The sequence below is a fragment of the Burkholderia sp. NLJ2 genome (genome assembly GCF_049487195.1).
Taxonomy (GTDB): Bacteria; Pseudomonadota; Gammaproteobacteria; order Burkholderiales; family Burkholderiaceae; genus Burkholderia; species Burkholderia pyrrocinia.
Genome location: NZ_CP137808.1, coordinates 2,121,056 through 2,139,983, shown reverse-complemented (window position 1 = coordinate 2,139,983; position 18,928 = coordinate 2,121,056). Strand labels below are relative to the sequence as shown.

Below are 18,928 nucleotides of genomic sequence, written 5' to 3'. Positions count from 1 at the left end.
TTGCGCGGGAATAAACTCGACGCAACGACGGTAAGGTCATCAAGCGAGCACGTTGCCGGTCTGTCCGGGCATCGTGCGCGGAACGGGCGCGGTTTCGGCCGCCGGGACCAGGGAGGCCACGTGGGGCAAGCCGGACAGGCGGTCGATGAGCGGGCAGCGGACGACGCGATAGCGCGCGGCGAGCGGTTTCGTACGCTCGTGCTGCCGCATCTCGACGCCGCCTACAACCTTGCGCGCTGGCTGAGCGGCAGCGCCAGCGATGCGGACGACGTCGTCCAGGACGCGTGCATGCGCGCGCTGCGCTTCGTCGATTCGTGTCGCGGCGACAACGCGCGGCCGTGGCTGCTGACGATCGTGCGTCACACCTGGTACACCGAGTGGCGGCGCCGGACGCACGCGCACGAGGTTGCGCTGCCCGACACGCTCGACGACACCGACGTTCCCGACGACTGGCAGCCGGCGACCGAGGATCCGCTCGCGCAACTGCTGCGCGGCGAGAACGTGCGGCTCGTGAATGCGGCGCTCGCAAAGCTGCCGCCCGAATACCGCGAGGTGCTCGTGCTGCGCGAGATGGAGGACCTGAGTTACCGCGAGATCGCGGCGATCGCGGACGTGCCGGTCGGCACGGTGATGTCGCGGCTCGCACGCGGCCGTCGCAGGCTCGCTGCGCTGCTGGGCGGCGAGCCCGCGCCGGCGGCCAAAGGCCGGCCGGGCCGTACGCCGGCGGGCGGAACCGCATCGGAGGCTATCGATGGACTGTAACGAAGCGCGAGCGTTGCTGGACGCGGACGTCGACCGCGAGTTGTCGGCGCCCGATGCGTTGCGGGTCCAGCAGCATGTCGAAGGGTGCGACGCGTGCCGTCGCGATCGTGCGCGGATCGTCACGCTGGTGCAGGCCGTGCGGCAGGCCGACTATCACCGCGCGCCGGATGCGCTGCGGGCGAGCATCCTCGCGAGCCTGCCGGCAGCGGGGGACGGGCGGGCCCGAGGGCAATCCCGGGCGGAGCCCGAGCCTGAACGCGAGCCGCGATCGCAGCCGCGGCCGCGCGGCCGTCGCTGGTTCTCCTGGCTGGGCGGCGGCGTTTCGGCACGCCCGGCGCCGGCCGGTTCGGGGCCGCGCGTCGCCGTGCTGCCCGGGCTTGGCTGGGGCGTCGCGCTGCTGGTGGCGCTTGCCGCGGCGGCCGGGATGGCGCTGTCCGCGCGCCACGCCGACACCGACCGCACGGTCGACGAACTTGTCTCGAGCCACGTGCGGGCCGACCTGTCGGCACGCGACATCGACGTGATCTCGACCGACCGGCATACGGTCAAGCCGTGGTTCAACGGCCGGCTCGACTATGCGCCGCCGGTCGAGGATCTCGCGGCGAGCGGCTTCGCGCTGGTCGGCGGCCGGCTCGACTACGTCGGGCGGCGCCGCGTCGCGGTGCTCGTCTACCGTTACCGGCAGCACGTGATCGACGTCTACGTGCGGCCGGCAGGCGAAGGGCCGGCGGCCCCGTACGCGACCGTGTCGCAGGGCTATTCGCTCGACCGCTGGGACGCGGCCGGGATGACCTGGTGGGCCGTGACCGACGCCGAGCCGTCGGCGCTCGCGGTGTTCAGGACGGCGCTCGACGCGCGGCTCGCCGGCACGCGCAGCGAGTGACGGCGCGCCGGGCCGCGGGCCCGGCGCGCTTGTATTCCGACCCCGACTGCAAAAAGGCCGAAGTGCGGCCGAATAGGCATACCTGGTCCTTCAAGTCGTTGAAAACACGGCCGAATCCGGCCGCGAATCGTCGATTGGCCTTGCATGCGCCCCGTATCCGGGTTAAAATCTTCGGCTTCTCACTTGCCACACCGGTTCAGACGCCCGGGTGGCTTTAATCCACAAGGAGTGTGTAATGCGTCATTACGAAATCGTATTCATCGTGCACCCCGATCAGAGCGAGCAAGTGCCCGCGATGATCGAGCGTTACAAGACCACGATCACGTCGCACGGCGGTCAGATCCACCGTGTCGAAGACTGGGGCCGTCGCCAACTGGCCTACATGATCGAGAAACTCGCGAAGGCTCACTACGTCTGCATGAACATCGAGTGCGACCAGACGACGCTCGACGAACTCGAACACGCGTTCAAGTTCAACGACGCCGTGCTGCGCCACCTCATCGTCAAGATGAAGAAGGCCGAAACCGGCCCGTCGCCGATGATGAAGGAAGTTCAGCGCGAAGAAGCCAAGAAGGCGGCTGCAGCTCAGCCGACCGAAGCGCAGGCTTAAGTTCGTCATTCATTAAGCCATCAAGGAGCGCGTCACTCACGTGAACAGGTTGCAATTGACGGCGAGCGTCGTCGAACGCGCACCGGTGCGATATACGCCGGCAGGTGTTCCGATCGCAAGCGCCACATTGCATCACCGCACGGAAGTCGTCGAAGCAGGCATTCCCCGTCAGGTCGAAATGACGATCGAGGCGGTGGCGGCCGGTGAGGCGAGCGGCAGGCTGGAAAGCCGTGAAATGGGCGTCGAAACGCTGTTCACGGGCTTCCTGGCAAAGAAAAGCCGCAACGCGAGAACCTTGGTGTTTCACATCACAGCATTGCAGGACATTGGAAAGGACTGAAATCATGCCCCGCCCGACTGGTAAGAAATTCGACAAGCGTCGTCAGCAACAAAACCCGCTCTTCAAGCGCAAGAAGTTCTGCCGTTTCACGGCCGCAGGCGTCGAGCAGATCGACTACAAGGACACGGAAACGCTGAAGGACTTCATCGGCGAAAACGGCAAGATCACGCCGGCTCGTCTGACGGGTACGAAGGCGCACTATCAGCGTCAGCTCGACACGGCAATCAAGCGTGCGCGTTTCCTCGCGCTGATGCCGTACACCGATCAGCACAAGGCGTAACTCGGCGACGCCATAAGGAGAATTCGAATGCAAATCATTCTGTTGGAAAAAGTCGCCAATCTGGGCAACCTCGGCGACATCGTCAAGGTCAAGGACGGTTACGCTCGCAACTTCCTGATCCCGAACCGCAAGGCTCGCCGTGCAACGAAGGAAGCGATCGCTGAATTCGAAGTCCGCCGCGCGGAACTCGAAAAGATCGCCGCTGAAAAGCTGGCAGCATCGCAGGCAGTCGGCGAGAAGCTGAACGGCCAGTCGTTCGAAATCACGCAGAAGTCGGGCGTTGACGGCCGTCTGTTCGGCTCGGTCACGAACGGCGACGTCGCGGAACTGCTGAAGAAGGCAGGTTTCGAAGTCGAGAAGCTGCAAGTTCGCATGCCGGAAGGCCCGCTGAAGATGATCGGCGAGCACAACGTCCAGGTCGCGCTGCACACGGACGTCGTCGTCGACGTCACGATCAACGTGATCGGCGACCACGCGTAAGCGTACGCAATCTTTCCGGGCGGCTTCCGCTGTCCGGACAAGGGCAGGCGCCCGGGCAACCGGGGCCTGCCTTTTTTATTGCCGCATCACTGGCGGCCGGTATGGCGCCGACCTGTGTAATTCGCGATAATCCCAACCCATGAACGCGCCGCAAGATCCCCAAATCGAATCGCTGAAAGTCCCGCCGCATTCGGTCGAAGCCGAACAGTCGGTGCTCGGCGGCCTGTTGCTCGACAACGCGGCATGGGACCGGATCGCCGACTTCCTGTCGCAGGGCGATTTCTACCGCTACGACCACCGGATCATCTACGAGCACATCGGCCGGCTGATCGCGTCGACGCGCCCGGCCGACGTCGTGACCGTGTACGAAGCAATGGTCACGTCCGGCAAGGCCGACGACGTCGGCGGGCTCGCGTACCTGAATGCACTCGCGCAGAACACGCCGAGCGCGGCGAACATCCGCCGTTATGCGGAAATCGTGCGCGACCGAGCGGTGCTGCGCCGGCTCGTGTCGGTTGCCGACGAAATCTCGGCCGACGCGTTCAATCCGCAGGGCAAGGAAGTCCGTCAGCTGCTCGACGAAGCCGAATCGAAGGTGTTCTCGATCGCCGAAGAGGGCGCGCGCGGCAACCAGGGCTTCCTCGAGGTCGGCCCGCTGCTCACGCAGGTCGTCGAGCGCATCGACACGCTGTACCACACCGCGAACCCGAGCGATGTCACGGGCACGCCGACGGGCTTCGTCGACCTCGACCGGATGACCTCCGGGATGCACGGTGGTGAACTGATCATCGTCGCGGGGCGTCCGTCGATGGGCAAGACCGCGCTGTCGATGAACATTGGCGAATATGTCGCGGTCGAGTACGGGCTGCCCGTCGCGGTGTTCTCGATGGAAATGCCGGGTACCCAGCTCGTGATGCGTATGCTCGGCTCGATCGGCCGGCTCGATCAGCACCGGATGCGGACGGGTCGCCTGACCGACGAGGACTGGCCGAAGCTGACCCATGCGGTGCAGAAGATGAGCGAGGCGCAACTCTTCATCGACGAGACGGGCGGCCTGAACCCGATGGAATTGCGCTCGCGCGCGCGGCGTCTCGCGCGGCAATGCGGCAAGCTCGGCCTCATCATCGTCGACTACCTGCAGCTGATGTCGGGCTCGTCGCAGGGCGAGAACCGTGCGACCGAAATCTCGGAAATTTCACGTTCGCTGAAGAGTCTCGCGAAGGAACTCGACGTGCCGGTGATCGCGCTGTCGCAGTTGAACCGTGGCCTCGAGCAGCGCCCGAACAAGCGTCCGGTGATGTCGGATCTGCGTGAATCCGGTGCAATCGAACAGGATGCGGACGTGATCCTGTTCATCTATCGCGACGAAGTTTACAATCCCGACAGCCCGGACAAAGGGACGGCCGAGATCATCATCGGCAAGCAGCGTAACGGTCCGATCGGACCCGTTCGACTCACGTTCCTGGGGCAATACACGAAGTTCGATAATTTCGCCGGGGCGCAGAACTTCCTCGGCGAGTAACGCCGGAAGTAAACCCTTATTTCGCCAAACGTTGTATTCAATCCCGGCGCGCGCATATGTGCGCGCCGAGTCACGACCGGAAACGGTACAATGTCGCCCGTTTTCGTGACAGTAGTTTGACAATCTCTCAGGAATCCCATGTTCGGTCGATTCATGCCCACCGAGGGCAAGTTCTTTGAACTCTTCAATGCGCACGCGAAGTACATCGTTTCCGGTGGCCGCGAGCTCGAACTGCTGATCGACAATCTCGCCGACGCCGAGATTCACAAGCAAAACGTGCAAACCGCCGAGAAGGCCGCCGACAAGCTCACGCACGAGGCGATCGATCTGCTGCACAAGACTTTCATCACACCGCTCGATCGCGACGAGATCCACAAGCTGATCACGACGATGGACGACATCCTCGACCTGATGGAAGACGTCGCGACGGCCGTGTCGCTGTACGACGTGCAGTCCGTCACGTCCGAGGCGAGCCAGCTCGCGCACATCGTCACGCAATCGGCCCAGCACGTGCAGCAGGCGGTCGCGCTGCTGTCGGACATGAAGCAGTCGGCGCAGATTCTCAAGCAGTGCGAGGAGATCGACCGCTGGGAGTCGGAGGCCGATCGCGTGCTGCGCGCCGCGATGTCGAAGCTGTTCCGCGAAGAAGACGACGTGAAGACGCTCATCAAGCTGAAGGCGATCTACGAGCTGCTCGAAGAGATCACCGACAAGTGCGAGGACGTCGCGAACATCATCGAAGGCATCGTGCTGGAAAACGCCTGAGCGGACCACGATGCATTCGATACAACTCGCCCTATGGATGGTCGCGACGCTGGTGCTCGTCGCGCTCGTATTCGACTTCATGAACGGCTTCCACGACGCGGCGAACTCGATCGCCACCGTCGTGTCCACCGGGGTGCTGAAACCCCAGCAGGCCGTGGTGTTCGCGGCGGCGTTCAACGTCATCGCGTATTTCATCTTCCACCTGAAAGTCGCGCAGACCGTCGGTAGAGGCACGATCGATCCCGAGATCGTCGACCACTATGTCGTGTTCGGCGCGCTGGTCGGTGCGATCGGCTGGAACGTGATCACCTGGTACTACGGGATCCCGTCGAGCTCGTCGCACGCGCTGATCGGCGGCCTCGTCGGCTCGGCACTCGCGAAATCGGGCTGGAGCTCGCTGAACATCGACGGGCTGATGAAGACCGTCGCGTTCATCTTCATTTCGCCGCTGCTCGGCTTCATCCTCGGTTCGCTGTTCATGCTCGGCGTGTCGTGGCTGTATTTCCGTACCGCGCCCAGCAAGGTCGACCGGCGGTTCAGGCGGCTCCAGCTGCTGTCGGCCGGCCTGTACAGCCTCGGCCACGGCGGCAACGACGCGCAGAAGACGATCGGCATCATCTGGATGCTGCTGATCGCGTCGGGCTATGCGTCGGCGACGTCCGATGCGCCGCCCGCGTGGGTGATCGGCGCGTGCTACCTGTCGATGGGCCTCGGCACGCTGTTCGGCGGCTGGCGCATCGTGCGCACGATGGGCCAGAAGATCACGAAGCTCAAGCCGGTCGGCGGTTTCTGTGCCGAAAGCGGTGGGGCGATCACGCTGTTCATCGCGTCGTTCCTCGGCATCCCCGTCTCGACCACGCATACGATCACCGGCGCGATCGTCGGCGTCGGCGCGACGCAGAAGCTGTCGGCCGTGCGCTGGGGCGTTGCCGGCAACATCGTGTGGGCGTGGGTGCTGACGATTCCGGCATCTGCGCTGATCGCGGCCGGCGGATGGTGGCTCGGACACCGGATCTTCTGATCGCCAACGCTGCCGGATCGACATGACATGCGCCGCAAGCCGAAAGGCTGCGGCGCATTTTCTTTGGAGGCGAGGAAGTGTGCAACGAGCGGCGAGGCTGCGGCGGATGCCGCCGAGGTTACCGTCGGGGTGTGAGCAACGGGCTAGTAACTTCCGTTCGCGAACCGGGCAATCGGATCGTCTGCGGTGCCGGTGCGCGGGCTGACGGGCGCGGATTGCGTCGACGCACGCAGCACCTGCACGGCCGCGGGCTCGGTGTTGCGCGGCGACGTCGCGGCCGCTGCGGGCAGTGGTTCCGCATCGAATGCGGCCGCCTGGGCAGCCGTCAGTGCCGTCGTCGGAATCTGCGTGCCGACTTCTGCCGGGCCGGCCGGCGCTGCATTCGCCGTCATCGCGGTCAGGCCGCCATCGCCACTCGCCGACGTTGCCTGTTGCCGGACTGCCGATACGCGCGGCGGCGGTTCGTACGGATCGGCGGACGCGGCCGCGGGCGCCACTGCCGTGGTTGTCACGGCCTGCGCGGCCGGCATGACCGGAGCGGGCGACTGCGACGCTCCGGCTTGCGACGAAGCATAGGCAGGCTGCCGCGGCGCGGCGGCAGTCATGACAGGGGCGGGCGCAACCACCGGCGGGTTGCGCGGCTCGTCGCGCTTCGCTTCGTAGGTCGGCGCATCGAACGGCGTCGGCGTCGCGCGCGGCGGCGCGACGCGGCGAATGCCGTCGAAACGCTTGGCCCAGTACGGGTTCGTCAGATAGTCGAGCCGCACGGTGCCGCCTGTCGACGGTGCGTTGACGAAGCGCAGCTTGCCGACGTAGATGCCGACGTGCGAATGCGGCCGTCCGGTCGTATTGAAGAAGATCAGGTCGCCCGGTGCGACCTGGTCGGGCTCGATCGACACGCCGCGGCCGCTCATGTCGGCGGTCGTGCGCGGAAGATTGACGTCGGCCGCGCGGCCGATCACGTAGCGCACGAGCCCGCTGCAGTCGAAACCGCTCGTCGGCGTGTTGCCGCCCCAGCGATACGGAACGCCGACGAGGCTCATCGCCTGGATCGAGATTTCTTCCTGGCCGACGCTGTGATCGACGAATTTCGGGAAATTGGCGGGAGCGGGGAATGCGCGCGGCGTCGTGATCTTCATTCCCGGGTCGCGCGATGCCGACTGCGGCGGCACGCTGGAGCAGGCCGCAAGCAGCGAAACGACGGTGACGGGAACCCAGATTCGAAGCATGGCAAGGCGGGCGAGCGCGGCGCGCTCGCGAATCGTATGACAACAGACAGACCCGATGGTAGACGCTCCGGCGGGGCTTAAGCAACCATTCCTGAGAATTTACTTGAAGTTTCGCGCGTAAGTGGGGCTGTTGCGTGACGATGCGTTACCTGCGTTTTCGACCCCAAATAAAAACGGCGCTCCGGAAACGGAGCGCCGCGATGCGTCGAAAGCCGGCCGGCGGGCCGGCCTGCCGCGTTACAGGATGTCCGACGCGTAGTCGGCGAGCCGCGAGCGTTCGCCGCGCGCGAGCGTCACGTGGCCGCTGTGGCCCCAGCCCTTGAAGCGGTCGACGACGTAGGTCAGGCCCGAGCTGCCTTCGGTCAGGTAAGGCGTGTCGATCTGCGCGATGTTGCCGAGGCACACGATCTTCGTGCCGGGGCCCGCGCGCGTGACGAGCGTCTTCATCTGCTTCGGCGTGAGGTTCTGCGCCTCGTCGATGATCAGGTACTTGTCGACGAACGTGCGGCCGCGCATGAAGTTCATGCTCTTCACCTTCAGGCGCGAACGGATCAGTTCCTGCGTCGCGGCACGGCCCCATTCGCCGGCAGCGTCGTCGGTCTTCTGCAGCACTTCGAGGTTGTCGTCGAATGCGCCCATCCACGGCTGCATCTTCTCTTCCTCGGTACCGGGCAGGAAACCGATGTCCTCGCCGACGGGCACGGTCGCGCGCGTCACGATGATCTCGTTGTAGCGCTTGTCGTCGAGCACCTGCGCGAGGCCGGCCGCGAGCGCGACCAGCGTCTTGCCGGTGCCGGCCTGGCCGAGCAGCGTGACGAAGTCGATCTCGGGGTTCATCAGCAGGTTCAGCGCGAAGTTCTGCTCGCGGTTGCGCGCGGTGATGCCCCACACGTTGTTCTTGTGGTGGCTGTAGTCGCGCAGCGTCTGCAGCAGCGCCGTCTTGCCGTTCAGTTCGCGGACGATCGCGTGGAACGTCGGCTCGCCGTTCTGCGGCTCGAGATAGACGAACTCGTTGACGAGCATCGACGCGACGAGCGGGCCCGTCACGCGGTAGTACGTGGTGCCCGTCTTCGTGTCCTGCCAGCTCTCCATGCCCTTCGCGTGCTTGGTCCAGAAATCCTGCGGCAGTTCGCGCACGCCGTTGTAGAGGAGATCCGAGTCCTCGAGCACCTGGTCGTTGAAGTAGTCTTCCGCAGGCAGGCCGAGCGCGTGCGCCTTGATCCGCATGTTGATGTCTTTCGACACCAGCACGACCTGGCGGTCGGGCCGGTCGCGCTGCAGCGCGCGCACGACGCCGAGGATCTGGTTGTCGGCCTTGCCTTCGGGCAAGCCTTCGACGGGCGCGATGTCGGCGAGCTTCGTCTGGAAGTACAGGCGGCCGAGCGCCTCGCGGCTGCCGAGGCGCGACAGCGGGATGCCGGCCGAGATCGGGCCGCCATCGGCGACGAGCGCGTCGAGCGTGCGGCTGACCTGGCGTGCGTTGCGCGCGACTTCGGACATCCCCTTCTTGTGGTTGTCGAGTTCCTCGAGCGTCATCATCGGCAGATAGACGTCGTGTTCCTCGAAGCGGAAGAGGCTGCTTGGATCGTGCATCAGCACGTTGGTGTCGAGCACGAACAGTTTCTGCAGTTCGGCTTCGGCGGGCTTGCGGCTGCGCGACTTCGTCGCCGCGCCGGCATCGCGCGCGGGAGCCGCGGCCGGTTTGTCGGCGGCCGGCTTGTCGTTGCGCGCGACGACCGGCGCCGCGGGTGCGGCGGGTGCCGGCATCGGCTGCAACAGTGCGGCCGTCTGTTTGGTCTTGCGGCCGCGTGCGGGTGCGCTCGCGGTTTCTTGCGCCGAAGACGCGACGGCGCGCAGCGGCGCGGCCGTGTTCGCGGCTTCGATCATCGGTTGGGCCACGCTCGCCGGACCATAATCACCGGCTGTGGATGCGTCCCCTTCGGCGGATTTCTTCGCGGCTTTCGCGGGCCGCGCTTTCGCCTTGTATTCGTCGGGCGGCAGCAGGCTGCCGAGCTTGCTGGGGGGAGTAGGCAAAGGCATGGTGTCCCTCGGGAGGAATCGTGTCGCATGGCGTGCGCCGCTGATCGCATCCTGCGTGACGTAGACGCATGCAGTTTGCGCGCGGTGGCGCACAGGAAGTTCGTCTAGCCGGTTCGCCTAAGTGTCGATCAGCTCCTTGACGGGGTGAGGGCCGGACCGAGGGCCGGCGCGCAATCCATAAAAAAAGCCGCTGCCCCGTCGACAGGGACATGCGGCTCGGCTGATACCGTTGTGATGCGCGTCAGGTGCCGGGAAGCGTCGCATCGAGCACGGGCGCAGCTACGAGAAATATGGGGCGAACTGGCATTCATTGCGGGCCAATATAACGCGCCTCAAAGCGCTTGTACAGCACTTAGCACGTCGTCCACATGACCTGGCACCTTGATGCCGCGCCATGCCTGACGGAGCACACCGTCAGCGTCGATGAGGAACGTCGAGCGCTCGATTCCGCGCACTTCCTTGCCATACATTTTCTTCATCTTGATGACATCGAACAGCGCGCACAGCGCTTCGTCGGCATCGGAGATCAGCGGGAACGGCAGTTCGAGCTTTGCCTTGAAATTGTCATGCGAGCGCAGGCTGTCGCGCGACACGCCGATGACTTCCGCACCGGCTTTCTTGAACTTCGGATAGAGATCGCGGAACTGCAGCCCTTCGGTCGTGCAGCCTGGCGTATTGTCCTTCGGATAGAAGTACAGCACGAGCTTCTTGCCCTTCAGGTCGGACAGCGAAATGTCGCCGCCCGTGGCCGGCGCGGTGAAATCGGGAACTTGACGGTCAACTTCGACAGACACGTGTTTCTCCTGTTGTTATGGAAAGGCGCCGCGACGGCGGCGCGGTGCGGCGTCGCGGCAGCGCGCAGCAAGGGCGCTGCGGGCGACGCCGGCTCGCGTGCGAACTCAGTCGGGCTGGACGATCAGTTCGCCGGAGCGGCCGAGGATTTCGCCCCACGTGACAGGGTACGATGGCAGCGAGTCGCGGTCCAGCGTCGCGTGGTAGTCGCCCATCGTCGCAAACGTGTGGCCTTGCGCGCGCCAGCCGGCGAGCAGTTGCTCGAACACGGGCGCGAGCTTCTGACCTTCCAGTTCCGCATGCAGCGTGAACACCTGGTCGTGCGGATTGGTTTCGGTGAACTTGAGGATGTGCGCGGCGACGTTGTGCGTGTCGACGCCGTCGATGCCGAGCACTTCGTCGAGCGTGGGCAGCGTCGTCGGCATCTGCACATGCGACAGCGTGCGGCCGCCAACGACCGGCAGGTACGGCGAATGGCCGCGCCCGTCGGACGCGTAGCGCATCCCCCATGCGTCGATCTGCTCGAACGCGGAGTCGTTCATCTGCCAGCCGGCCGCGCCGTGCGTGACGGGCGGTGCGCCGAAGATCTCGATGAAGCGCGCGTGGCTCTTCTGCATTTCACGCGCGGTCCAGTCGCGATCGCGCGCGCGGACGTTATCCTGCCAGTACACGTGATCCCACGTATGGATCCCGCATTCGAAGCCGGCTTCGTGGATCGCACGCATGTCGGAGATCGCACGGCGGCCGATGTCGGGGCCCGGCAGCAGCACGCCGTACATCAGCTGCTTCACGCCGTAGTGTTCGACCACCGACGTGCGCGACACCTTCTTCAGGAAGCCGGGGCGGAACACGCGCCGCAGCGCCCAGCCCGTGTGATCGGGGCCGAGGCTGAAGAGGAAGGTCGCGCGCGCATTGAAGCGGTCGAAGATGCGCGCGAGGTTCGGCACGCCTTCGCGCGTGCCGCGCAGCGTGTCGACGTCGATCTTGAGGACGATGCGAGCCAAGCGAGCGTCCCGATCAGCCTTGCTGTTCGACGAGCGCGCGCGCGTCGGCGACGTGGCCGCGATACGCTTCGAAGATGTTGCGCAGCGCGTCGTCGAACGTCGCTTGCGGCGCCCAGCCGAGCTCCTGCATCGTGTTGTCGATCTTCGGCACGCGGTTCTGCACGTCCTGGTAGCCGTTGCCGTAGTAGGCGCCGGACGTCGTTTCGACGAGCTTCACCTGCTTGGCCGAATCGGCGTACTCGGGGTATTCCGCCGCCAGTTCGAGCATCTTGTGCGCGAGTTCGCGAACCGAGAAGTTGTTCTTCGGATTCCCGATGTTGTAGATCTTGCCCGACGCGACGCCGTTCGCGTTGTCGATGATCTTCATCAGCGCGCTGATGCCGTCGCCGATGTCGGTGAACGCGCGCTTCTGCGAGCCGCCGTCGACGAGGCTGATGTTCTCGCCGCGCACGATGTGGCCGAGGAACTGCGTGACGACGCGCGAGCTGCCTTCCTTCGGCGTGTAGATCGAGTCGAGGCCCGGGCCGATCCAGTTGAACGGACGGAACAGCGTGAAGTTCAGGCCTTCCATCCCGTAGCCCCAGATCACGCGGTCCATCAGCTGCTTCGAGCACGCGTAGATCCAGCGCGGCTTGTTGATCGGGCCGTAGGTGAGCGCCGATGCATCCGGGTCGAACTGCTCGTCCGAGCACATGCCGTAGACCTCGGAGGTCGACGGGAACACGAGGTGCTTGCCGTACTTGACGGCCGAACGCACGATCGGCAGGTTCGCCTCGAAGTCGAGTTCGAACACGCGCAGCGGTTGCTGTACGTAGGTGGCGGGCGTCGCGATCGCGACGAGCGGCAGGATCACGTCGCACTTCTTCACGTGATACTCGACCCACTCCTTGTTGATCGTGATGTCGCCTTCGAAGAAATGCATCCGCTCGTGGTTGACGAGGTCGCCAAGCCGATCGGTCTGCATGTCCATGCCGAACACTTCCCAATCGGTGGTTTCAAGAATGCGCTTCGACAGGTGATGGCCGATGAAGCCGTTCACACCCAGGATCAGGACTTTTTTTGCTTTCATGAATGACGGGAAGAATGAATGAACTGCGCGAATTCCGCGGGCGTCACGACGGTTTCGCTGCCGTCGCGCTGCTGCCACAGCTCGAGAATGGATAGGGCGCGGCTGTCGCCGCAGACGCCGAATAGCGCATTATCGCTTACGTGCAGGCCGGGCGGCAAATCTGCCGCGGCCGCCGCTGCCGCGCTGCCGGGCGCCGCGAGGCGCGCGCGCGCGATCACGAAACGCGTGCCGTCGACATCCGTAAACGCGCCCGGATACGGGGGCGCGACCGCGCGCACCAGGTTGTAGACCTGCGCGGCCGGCTTCGACCAGTCGACGCGGCCGTCTTCGGGCTTGCGCCCGCCGAAGTAGCTGCCGGTCGCGAGATCGTTTGGCAGGTGCGGCGCCTCGCCCGCGAGCAGCGCGGGCAGCACGCGCCAGAGCGTCTGCTCGGCGGCCACCGTGACCTTGTCGAACACCTGCGTGGCCGTGTCGTCCGGCAGGATCGGCACCGCGGTCTGGCCGATGATCGCGCCCGCGTCGGGCTTCGCGGCCATCTCGTGCAGCGTCGCGCCGGTTTCGGTCTCGCCGTTCAGCACGGCCCAGTTGGTCGGTACCCGACCCCGGTATTTCGGCAGCAGCGAACCGTGCATGTTGTACGCGCCGCGCGGCGCGATCGCGAGCAGGTCCACCGGCAGCATGTGCCGGTAGTAGAACGAGAAGATGAAATCGGGCTGCGCGTCCGACACTGCGCGGCGCAGCGCCGGATCGACGGGGTCGGCCGGCGTGACGACCGGAATGCCGTGCTCGGCGGCAACGGACGCGACGCTGCCGAACCAGATGTTCTCGTTCGGGTTGTCCTCGTGCGTGACGACGAGCGCGACGTCGACGCCGCGCGCGAGCAGCACCTGCAGGCACCGCACGCCGACGTTGTGATACGCGAAGACGACCGCGCGCGGCTTCATTGCGCGGCTCCCGCGCGGTTCGCGCCGGCCGGCACCACCGGCATGCCGTCGTGCTGCTCGAGCACGGCCTGGATCAGGTAGCGCGGCCGTGCGCGCACCTGCTGGTAGATGCGGCCGACGTATTCGCCGAGCAGGCCGAGCGCGAAGATGATCACGCCGAGCAGGAAGAACGTGATCGCGAACAGCGTGAACACGCCTTGCACTTCCGCGCCGACGATGAAGCGCCGCACGAGCAGCAGCACGAACAGCGCGGCGGAGCCGAGCGACAGGATCACGCCGATGAACGACAGCCACTGCAGCGGCACGACCGAGAAGCCCGTCACGAGGTCGAAGTTCAGCCGGATCAGGCTGTACAGCGAGTACTTCGACTCGCCCGCGAAGCGCTCCTCGTGCGCGACCTCGATCTCGGTCGGATTCTGCGCGAACGTATAGGCCAGCGCGGGGATGAAGGTGTTGACTTCGCCGCACACGTTGATCGTGTCGATGATGCGGCGGCTGTACGCGCGCAGCATGCAGCCCTGGTCGGTCATCTTGATGCGCGTGATGCGCTCGCGCAGCCGGTTCATCATCTGCGACGCCTTGCGTCGCCACAGGCTGTCCTGGCGCTGCTTGCGGATCGAGCCGACGTAGTCGTAGCCCTCGCGCATCTTCGCGATCAGCTTGCCGATTTCCTCGGGCGGGTTCTGCAGGTCGGCGTCGAGCGTGATGACGATCTCGCCGTGCGATTGCGCGAAGCCCGCGAGGATCGCCATATGCTGGCCGTAGTTGCCGTTGAGCAGCACGACGCGCGTCGTGTCGGGGCGCACGTGGAACTGATCGGCGAGCATCGCGGCCGAGCGGTCGCGGCTGCCGTCGTTGATCAGGATCACTTCGTATGACGTGTCGAGTGCGTCGAGTGCCGGATACAGCCGCGCGAACAGCGCGGCGAGGCCATCTTCCTCGTTGTACACGGGGATGATGATCGATACTTCGGGCCGGCCGGCGTCCAGGTGCCCGGCGCCCGGATGCCCGGCGCGTGCTTCAAGGTGACTCATGTACGCTTATTTTCCGTATTGTTCGCAAATCTGGTTGATGGCGTCGACCACGCGACGCACGTCGCCCTCCGTCATCTGCGTGAAGAGCGGCAGCGTGACGGTCGACGCGCCGTACCGTTCGGCGTGGGGGAACATGCCTTCCTTGAAGCCTCGCGCACGGTACAGCGTGAAAAGATGGATCGCCGGGTAGTGGATGCCCGTGCCGATGCCGCGTTCCTTCATCTGCGCCATGAACTCGGCGCGGGTGATCGTCAGCCGCTCGAGCGGCAGTGTGACGAGGAACATGTGCCAGTTGCCGTTCTCGAATTCGGCGAGCGGCAGGCCGAGGCCGAGCTTCGCGGCCGCACCGCCTTCGAACGCGGCGAAATACGCGCGGGCGAGCGCATGGCGCTGCGCGGTGAACCGCTCGAGGTGCGGCAGCTGGCCGAGGCCGACGCGCGCGGCGACGTCGGTCAGGTTGTACTTGCCGCCGAGCACGTCGCAGTCCATCCCGTCGAAGCCCGTGCGCGTGATGCCCTGCAGCCGGTACTTCTGCGCGAGCGTCGCCTCGTCCTCGTTGTTCAGCACGAGCGCGCCGCCTTCGATCGTCGTCAGGTTCTTGTTCGCGTGGAAGCTGAACGACACGATGTCGCCGATCGCGCCGATGCGCTTGCCGTTCCACGTCGAGCCGAGCGCCTGCGCTGCATCTTCGATCACGCGCAGGTTGTGTGCGCGCGCAATCGCGTACAGGCGGTCCATGTCGACCGGCAGGCCGGCCAGGTAGACGGGGATGATCGCCTTCGTGCGCGGCGTGATCGCCTGCTCGAGCTTGTCGAGATCGATGTTGCGCGTGACGGGATCGATGTCCGCGAACACGGGCGTCGCACCCGTCTCGAGGATCACGTTGCTGGTCGAGACCCACGACGCCGGCGTCGTGATTACCTCGTCGCCCGCACCGACGCCCGCGATGCGCAGGCCGATCTCGAGCGTGCAGGTGCCCGAGTTGAACGCGCGGACCGGACGGCCGCCGCAGTATTCGGACAGCGCAGCTTCGAATTTCTGGCACTGCGGGCCGGTGGTGATCCAGCCCGAGCGCAGCACTTCGACGACGCCCTGGATGGTTTCCTCATCGATCTCGGGGCGGGTGAACGGCAGAAACGGAGCGGTAGTCTGGCTCATGAACGCTTTGGCCTGTAATGGCGTGTAATAAAAGGGTCGGGCGATCCCGACCGAAACCGGCATTAAACACCGGTTGTCGGATTCGTACCGTGATTTTTTGTAGGCAGACGCTTAACGCCGCGAGGCATGCTCAGCTTCGTGCAAGCACGAGCACGCCGATCAGGATGATGCCGATGCCGACGAGCCGCTGGACCGACAGCACCTCGCCGAACAGGTACCAGGCCGCGAATGCGTTGACGACGTAGCCGAGCGACAGCATCGGGTACGCGATCGACACGTCGACCCGCGACAGCCCGACGATCCAGACGACGACGCTCAGCACGTAGCAGCCGAGGCCGCCGATGATCGGCAACTGGGTCGCGATCTTCAGGCCGACCGGGATGATGTTCGCACGGCTGAATTCGAAGTGTCCAACGGCGTTGACGCCGGCTTTCAGCAGAAGTTGCGCACAGGCGTTGAGCATCACGCCGGTGATGATGCAGACGAACGAAACGGGATTCATGCGGTGGGCGTCCTTACGATTGCGGTTTCTCGACGATCACGCGGCGGCTGTCGCGCGCAATGACGCGCATCGGCACGCCTTGCTTGACCAGCGTGTCGTACTGGCCGGGCGGCATGATCGCGAGCGCATGGGTTTCCTGCTTCCAGCGCGTGATCCATTCGTCGACGGTCGGAATCCACTTGCTCGGCTCGACCGAGATCCCGAACGCGAGCTCGTCCTGACGCTGGACCATGATCGTCGTGTGGCCCATATAGAACGGGAACGTGTGATCGAGCATCTCGATCGAGTAGAACGGCGTGTCGGGCGGCAGCTTCGCCAGTTCGGCGCGTACGGCGGGCGCGAGCAGCGCGCCCGAGCTGTAGCGGCCGAACTCGTCGTGCCCGGTGCCGCCGATCGTGCCGAACGCGAGCCAGGCGGCGCCGAATGCGGTGATCGCGGCCGCGACGCCCGCGCGGCGGTTCAGCCATGCGGCCGCGAGCGTCAGCGCGGCCGAGACCGCGAGGCCCGCGTACAGCCACATCTGGAACGCGCGGTACAGCGCGTTCGGCGTGCGAGCGTCACCCTGGTACGCGAGGAAGATGATCCCGAATGCCGCGACGACGAAAAACACGAGGTAACCGAGCAGGTGGCGGCGGAACCGGTCGGCCGACATCAGCGGCAGGTACGCGCCGATGATCAGCGCGAGCGCCGGCGCAACCGGCAGCACGTACGAGATCAGTTTCGAATGCGACGCGCTGAAGAACAGGAAGATGAATGCGCTCCAGATCAGCAGCACGAGCATCGGCGAGAAGCCGTTCGGCTGGCGCGGCATCCGCAGCGCATGGCGGATGCTCTGCCACGCGACCGACAGCCACGGCAGGAAGCCGACCAGCAGCACCGGCACGAAGTAGTACAGCGGGCCGGGGCGGTTCTGTTCCGGGGTCAGGTACCGGCGGAACTGCTGGACGATGAAGAAGAAGTTGAAGAACTCGGGGTTGCGCTGCTGGACGAGCACGAACCACGGCGTGACGATCGCGAAGAAGATCACGAGGCCGCTGACCAGGTACAGGCGCTTCCACAGCGCCCAGTCGCGCGCGATCAGCGTATAGAGCACGAGCACGGCGCCGGGCAGGATCAGGCCGACGAGGCCCTTCGACAGCACCGCGAACGCCATTGCGGCCCAGCACGCCCACATCCAGCCGCGCACCGCGGTCGGGCGCAGCCCGGGCCGCTGCGCGAGCAGCAGCGAGCAGAGCGACAGCGCCATCCAGAACGCGAGCCCCATGTCGAGCGCGTTGAAGTGGCCCATCAGGTTCCAGTACGGCGAGCACGCCAGCACGACGGCGGCGAGGAAGCCCGACAGCGGGTTGAACAGGCGCGCGCCGGTGAAGCCGACGAGCAGCACGCCGGCGAAGCTCACGACGGCCGTGTACAGGCGCGCCTGCCATTCGCCGATGCCGAACCACGCGAACGTCAGCGCGTTCAGCCAGGTTTGCAGCGGCGGCTTCTCGAAGTATTTGTAGCCGTTGTAGCGCGGCGTGATCCAGTCGCCGGTGACGAACATCTCGCGCGCCATCTCCGCATAACGGCCTTCGTCGCTCGGGATCAGGTGGCGCAGCCCGAGCGGCGCGAACCAGACGATCGCGAGCGCGACGAGCAGGAGGACGAGCGTGATGCGATTGAGCGGTAGCCTCGACGGCGTATCGTTCATGGATTTTCAGCCTGTTGGTTGTTGTGACGGGCCGCCGGCGGGTTGCGCCGGGGGTGGGCGGCCTTGCCGGGCCGATCCGGGGATCGACCCGCCGCGCCGGCCCGAGTTTTACCGCATCGGGGATTAACGTTCAATTAAGAGCGCGGCGGCGACTTTGCGGCCCTCGGCCATCAGGATGTTGTAGGTGCGGCACGCGGCCTGGAAATCCATCGTCTCGACGCCGATCCGCTTGGCCGTGAGCGCGGCGACCAGCCGCGGGTGCGGGAAGCGCAGCCGCGCGCCGCTGCCGAAGATCACGAGTTCGGGGGGCGGGTCGAGCAGCATCGCGAAATGCTCGGGTGCGAGTTCGTCGAACGACGACACGGGCCATGCCTGGACCGGCGCGCCGGGCAGCACGATGACGCTCGTTTCGTGGCGTTCGAGATTGACCTCGACATAATCGGGGCCGTAGCCGGTGACGGTGTTGAGCGCGCCGCTCGCGTCCTGGTGCAGTTTCAAATCGGTATTCCGCGGTTCCGTAGGGGAATGTGTTGCAGGGCCGCACGGGCCCGGGTGGCCGGTTTCGCGCGCCTGCGCACGCGGGACGCCTGACGGCGCGGGCCCGGTGCGGCTATGGTGCATTGCGAAAGTCGGCCAAAATCCGCTAAATTATAACTTTTTGGTCGCCCCCGGGCGCCACTTGCATCGCGCGCTGCCACAAGTCGTGCCCGATCGCCCGCATTTTTCCAGTCTAGACAGCGCGCACAGACCGGCCGCTTTCCAGTTTTGATCCCGTCCCCCCGGCCGCAAGGCCAACCCAGGAA

The 18,928-nt window shown here is 65.5% G+C and carries 20 protein-coding genes and 1 pseudogene; 10 read left to right on the top strand and 11 right to left on the bottom strand.

Annotation, left to right across the window (positions count from 1 at the left end):
- The first annotated feature begins 120 nt into the window (after positions 1-120).
- The 9 genes from R9B84_RS09825 to R9B84_RS09785 all read left to right on the top strand — a co-directional run bounded on the left by R9B84_RS09825 (position 121) and on the right by R9B84_RS09785 (position 6,663).
- Positions 121-762, top strand: coding sequence for an RNA polymerase sigma factor (locus R9B84_RS09825; protein WP_423757823.1), 642 nt, complete (start codon positions 121-123; stop codon positions 760-762).
- On the top strand, positions 752-1,645 hold the full coding sequence (locus R9B84_RS09820; protein ID WP_423757822.1) for an anti-sigma factor family protein: 894 nt from the start codon (positions 752-754) through the stop codon (positions 1,643-1,645). The genes R9B84_RS09825 and R9B84_RS09820 overlap by 11 nt, the downstream gene beginning before the upstream one ends.
- 235 nt (positions 1,646-1,880) lie before the next feature.
- On the top strand, positions 1,881-2,255 hold the full coding sequence (rpsF, locus tag R9B84_RS09815; RefSeq protein ID WP_006402295.1) for a 30S ribosomal protein S6: 375 nt from the start codon (positions 1,881-1,883) through the stop codon (positions 2,253-2,255).
- Positions 2,256-2,295: 40 nt separating this feature from the next.
- On the top strand, positions 2,296-2,595 hold the full coding sequence (priB, locus tag R9B84_RS09810; protein WP_011657069.1) for a primosomal replication protein N: 300 nt from the start codon (positions 2,296-2,298) through the stop codon (positions 2,593-2,595).
- A 4-nt stretch (positions 2,596-2,599) separates the two neighbouring features.
- Positions 2,600-2,875: a 30S ribosomal protein S18 gene (rpsR, locus tag R9B84_RS09805; RefSeq protein ID WP_047900883.1), complete on the top strand. Its 276-nt coding sequence runs from the start codon at positions 2,600-2,602 to the stop codon at positions 2,873-2,875.
- A gap of 27 nt (positions 2,876-2,902) precedes the next feature.
- The gene (gene rplI / locus R9B84_RS09800; protein ID WP_021156519.1) at positions 2,903-3,355 is read left to right on the top strand and encodes a 50S ribosomal protein L9; all 453 of its coding nucleotides are present in this window, start codon (positions 2,903-2,905) and stop codon (positions 3,353-3,355) included.
- A gap of 139 nt (positions 3,356-3,494) precedes the next feature.
- On the top strand, positions 3,495-4,877 hold the full coding sequence (locus tag R9B84_RS09795; protein WP_129512308.1) for a replicative DNA helicase: 1,383 nt from the start codon (positions 3,495-3,497) through the stop codon (positions 4,875-4,877).
- Positions 4,878-5,015: 138 nt separating this feature from the next.
- Positions 5,016-5,642: a DUF47 domain-containing protein gene (locus tag R9B84_RS09790; RefSeq protein ID WP_423757821.1), complete on the top strand. Its 627-nt coding sequence runs from the start codon at positions 5,016-5,018 to the stop codon at positions 5,640-5,642.
- 10 nt (positions 5,643-5,652) lie between these two features.
- Positions 5,653-6,663, top strand: a complete 1,011-nt coding sequence (locus R9B84_RS09785; RefSeq protein ID WP_047900879.1) for an inorganic phosphate transporter — start codon at positions 5,653-5,655, stop codon at positions 6,661-6,663.
- Between the two features lie 143 nt (positions 6,664-6,806).
- On the opposite strand, the gene R9B84_RS09780 is transcribed toward R9B84_RS09785, so the two are convergent.
- Positions 6,807-7,892 (bottom strand): NlpC/P60 family protein, encoded by a 1,086-nt coding sequence (locus R9B84_RS09780; RefSeq protein WP_423757820.1) that lies wholly within the window; start codon positions 7,890-7,892, stop codon positions 6,807-6,809.
- A gap of 237 nt (positions 7,893-8,129) precedes the next feature.
- The gene (locus tag R9B84_RS09775) at positions 8,130-9,932 is read right to left on the bottom strand and encodes a PhoH family protein (RefSeq protein WP_423757819.1); all 1,803 of its coding nucleotides are present in this window, start codon (positions 9,930-9,932) and stop codon (positions 8,130-8,132) included.
- Between R9B84_RS09775 and R9B84_RS09770 the strand changes: the two are divergent.
- Positions 9,828-10,072: pseudogene (locus tag R9B84_RS09770) on the top strand (hypothetical protein); the annotation flags it as partial. The gene R9B84_RS09775 and the pseudogene R9B84_RS09770 overlap by 105 nt on opposite strands.
- A 192-nt stretch (positions 10,073-10,264) precedes the next feature.
- Here R9B84_RS09770 and R9B84_RS09765 read toward each other — a convergent pair.
- From R9B84_RS09765 to R9B84_RS09725, 9 genes are all read right to left on the bottom strand, one after another.
- Positions 10,265-10,726, bottom strand: coding sequence for a peroxiredoxin (locus tag R9B84_RS09765; protein ID WP_006756046.1), 462 nt, complete (start codon positions 10,724-10,726; stop codon positions 10,265-10,267).
- Between the two features lie 105 nt (positions 10,727-10,831).
- Positions 10,832-11,728 (bottom strand): polysaccharide deacetylase family protein, encoded by an 897-nt coding sequence (locus R9B84_RS09760; protein WP_423757818.1) that lies wholly within the window; start codon positions 11,726-11,728, stop codon positions 10,832-10,834.
- 13 nt (positions 11,729-11,741) lie between these two features.
- Positions 11,742-12,797: a bifunctional UDP-4-keto-pentose/UDP-xylose synthase gene (locus R9B84_RS09755; RefSeq protein WP_053059942.1), complete on the bottom strand. Its 1,056-nt coding sequence runs from the start codon at positions 12,795-12,797 to the stop codon at positions 11,742-11,744.
- The gene (locus tag R9B84_RS09750) at positions 12,794-13,741 is read right to left on the bottom strand and encodes a formyltransferase (RefSeq protein WP_423757817.1); all 948 of its coding nucleotides are present in this window, start codon (positions 13,739-13,741) and stop codon (positions 12,794-12,796) included. Before R9B84_RS09750 ends, R9B84_RS09755 begins: the two co-directional genes overlap by 4 nt.
- Positions 13,738-14,775, bottom strand: a complete 1,038-nt coding sequence (locus R9B84_RS09745) for a glycosyltransferase (RefSeq protein WP_423757816.1) — start codon at positions 14,773-14,775, stop codon at positions 13,738-13,740. Before R9B84_RS09745 ends, R9B84_RS09750 begins: the two co-directional genes overlap by 4 nt.
- Before the next feature lie 6 nt (positions 14,776-14,781).
- Positions 14,782-15,933, bottom strand: a complete 1,152-nt coding sequence (locus R9B84_RS09740; RefSeq protein WP_423757815.1) for a DegT/DnrJ/EryC1/StrS family aminotransferase — start codon at positions 15,931-15,933, stop codon at positions 14,782-14,784.
- Between the two features lie 130 nt (positions 15,934-16,063).
- Positions 16,064-16,435 carry an EamA family transporter gene (locus R9B84_RS09735; RefSeq protein WP_011352303.1) on the bottom strand — a complete coding sequence of 124 codons (372 nt, stop codon included), beginning with the start codon at positions 16,433-16,435 and terminating at the stop codon, positions 16,064-16,066.
- A gap of 13 nt (positions 16,436-16,448) precedes the next feature.
- Positions 16,449-18,125: a glycosyltransferase family 39 protein gene (locus R9B84_RS09730; RefSeq protein ID WP_423757814.1), complete on the bottom strand. Its 1,677-nt coding sequence runs from the start codon at positions 18,123-18,125 to the stop codon at positions 16,449-16,451.
- 123 nt (positions 18,126-18,248) lie between these two features.
- On the bottom strand, positions 18,249-18,623 hold the full coding sequence (locus R9B84_RS09725; protein WP_423757813.1) for an Mth938-like domain-containing protein: 375 nt from the start codon (positions 18,621-18,623) through the stop codon (positions 18,249-18,251).
- Positions 18,624-18,928 lie beyond the last annotated feature (305 nt).

Excerpts from the sequence above, each read along its gene's own strand:
- R9B84_RS09820 (WP_423757822.1), top strand. The coding sequence starts at position 752 with ATGGACTGTAACGAAGCGCGAGCGTTGCTGGACGCGGACGTCGACCGC.
- rpsF (WP_006402295.1), top strand. The coding sequence starts at position 1,881 with ATGCGTCATTACGAAATCGTATTCATCGTGCACCCCGATCAGAGCGAG.
- rpsR (WP_047900883.1), top strand. The coding sequence starts at position 2,600 with ATGCCCCGCCCGACTGGTAAGAAATTCGACAAGCGTCGTCAGCAACAA.
- rplI (WP_021156519.1), top strand. The coding sequence starts at position 2,903 with ATGCAAATCATTCTGTTGGAAAAAGTCGCCAATCTGGGCAACCTCGGC.
- R9B84_RS09795 (WP_129512308.1), top strand. The coding sequence starts at position 3,495 with ATGAACGCGCCGCAAGATCCCCAAATCGAATCGCTGAAAGTCCCGCCG.
- R9B84_RS09790 (WP_423757821.1), top strand. The coding sequence starts at position 5,016 with ATGTTCGGTCGATTCATGCCCACCGAGGGCAAGTTCTTTGAACTCTTC.
- R9B84_RS09785 (WP_047900879.1), top strand. The coding sequence starts at position 5,653 with ATGCATTCGATACAACTCGCCCTATGGATGGTCGCGACGCTGGTGCTC.
- R9B84_RS09780 (WP_423757820.1), bottom strand. The coding sequence starts at position 7,892 with ATGCTTCGAATCTGGGTTCCCGTCACCGTCGTTTCGCTGCTTGCGGCC.
- R9B84_RS09775 (WP_423757819.1), bottom strand. The coding sequence starts at position 9,932 with ATGCCTTTGCCTACTCCCCCCAGCAAGCTCGGCAGCCTGCTGCCGCCC.
- R9B84_RS09755 (WP_053059942.1), bottom strand. The coding sequence starts at position 12,797 with ATGAAAGCAAAAAAAGTCCTGATCCTGGGTGTGAACGGCTTCATCGGC.
- R9B84_RS09750 (WP_423757817.1), bottom strand. The coding sequence starts at position 13,741 with ATGAAGCCGCGCGCGGTCGTCTTCGCGTATCACAACGTCGGCGTGCGG.
- R9B84_RS09745 (WP_423757816.1), bottom strand. The coding sequence starts at position 14,775 with ATGAGTCACCTTGAAGCACGCGCCGGGCATCCGGGCGCCGGGCACCTG.
- R9B84_RS09740 (WP_423757815.1), bottom strand. The coding sequence starts at position 15,933 with ATGAGCCAGACTACCGCTCCGTTTCTGCCGTTCACCCGCCCCGAGATC.
- R9B84_RS09735 (WP_011352303.1), bottom strand. The coding sequence starts at position 16,435 with ATGAATCCCGTTTCGTTCGTCTGCATCATCACCGGCGTGATGCTCAAC.
- R9B84_RS09730 (WP_423757814.1), bottom strand. The coding sequence starts at position 18,125 with ATGAACGATACGCCGTCGAGGCTACCGCTCAATCGCATCACGCTCGTC.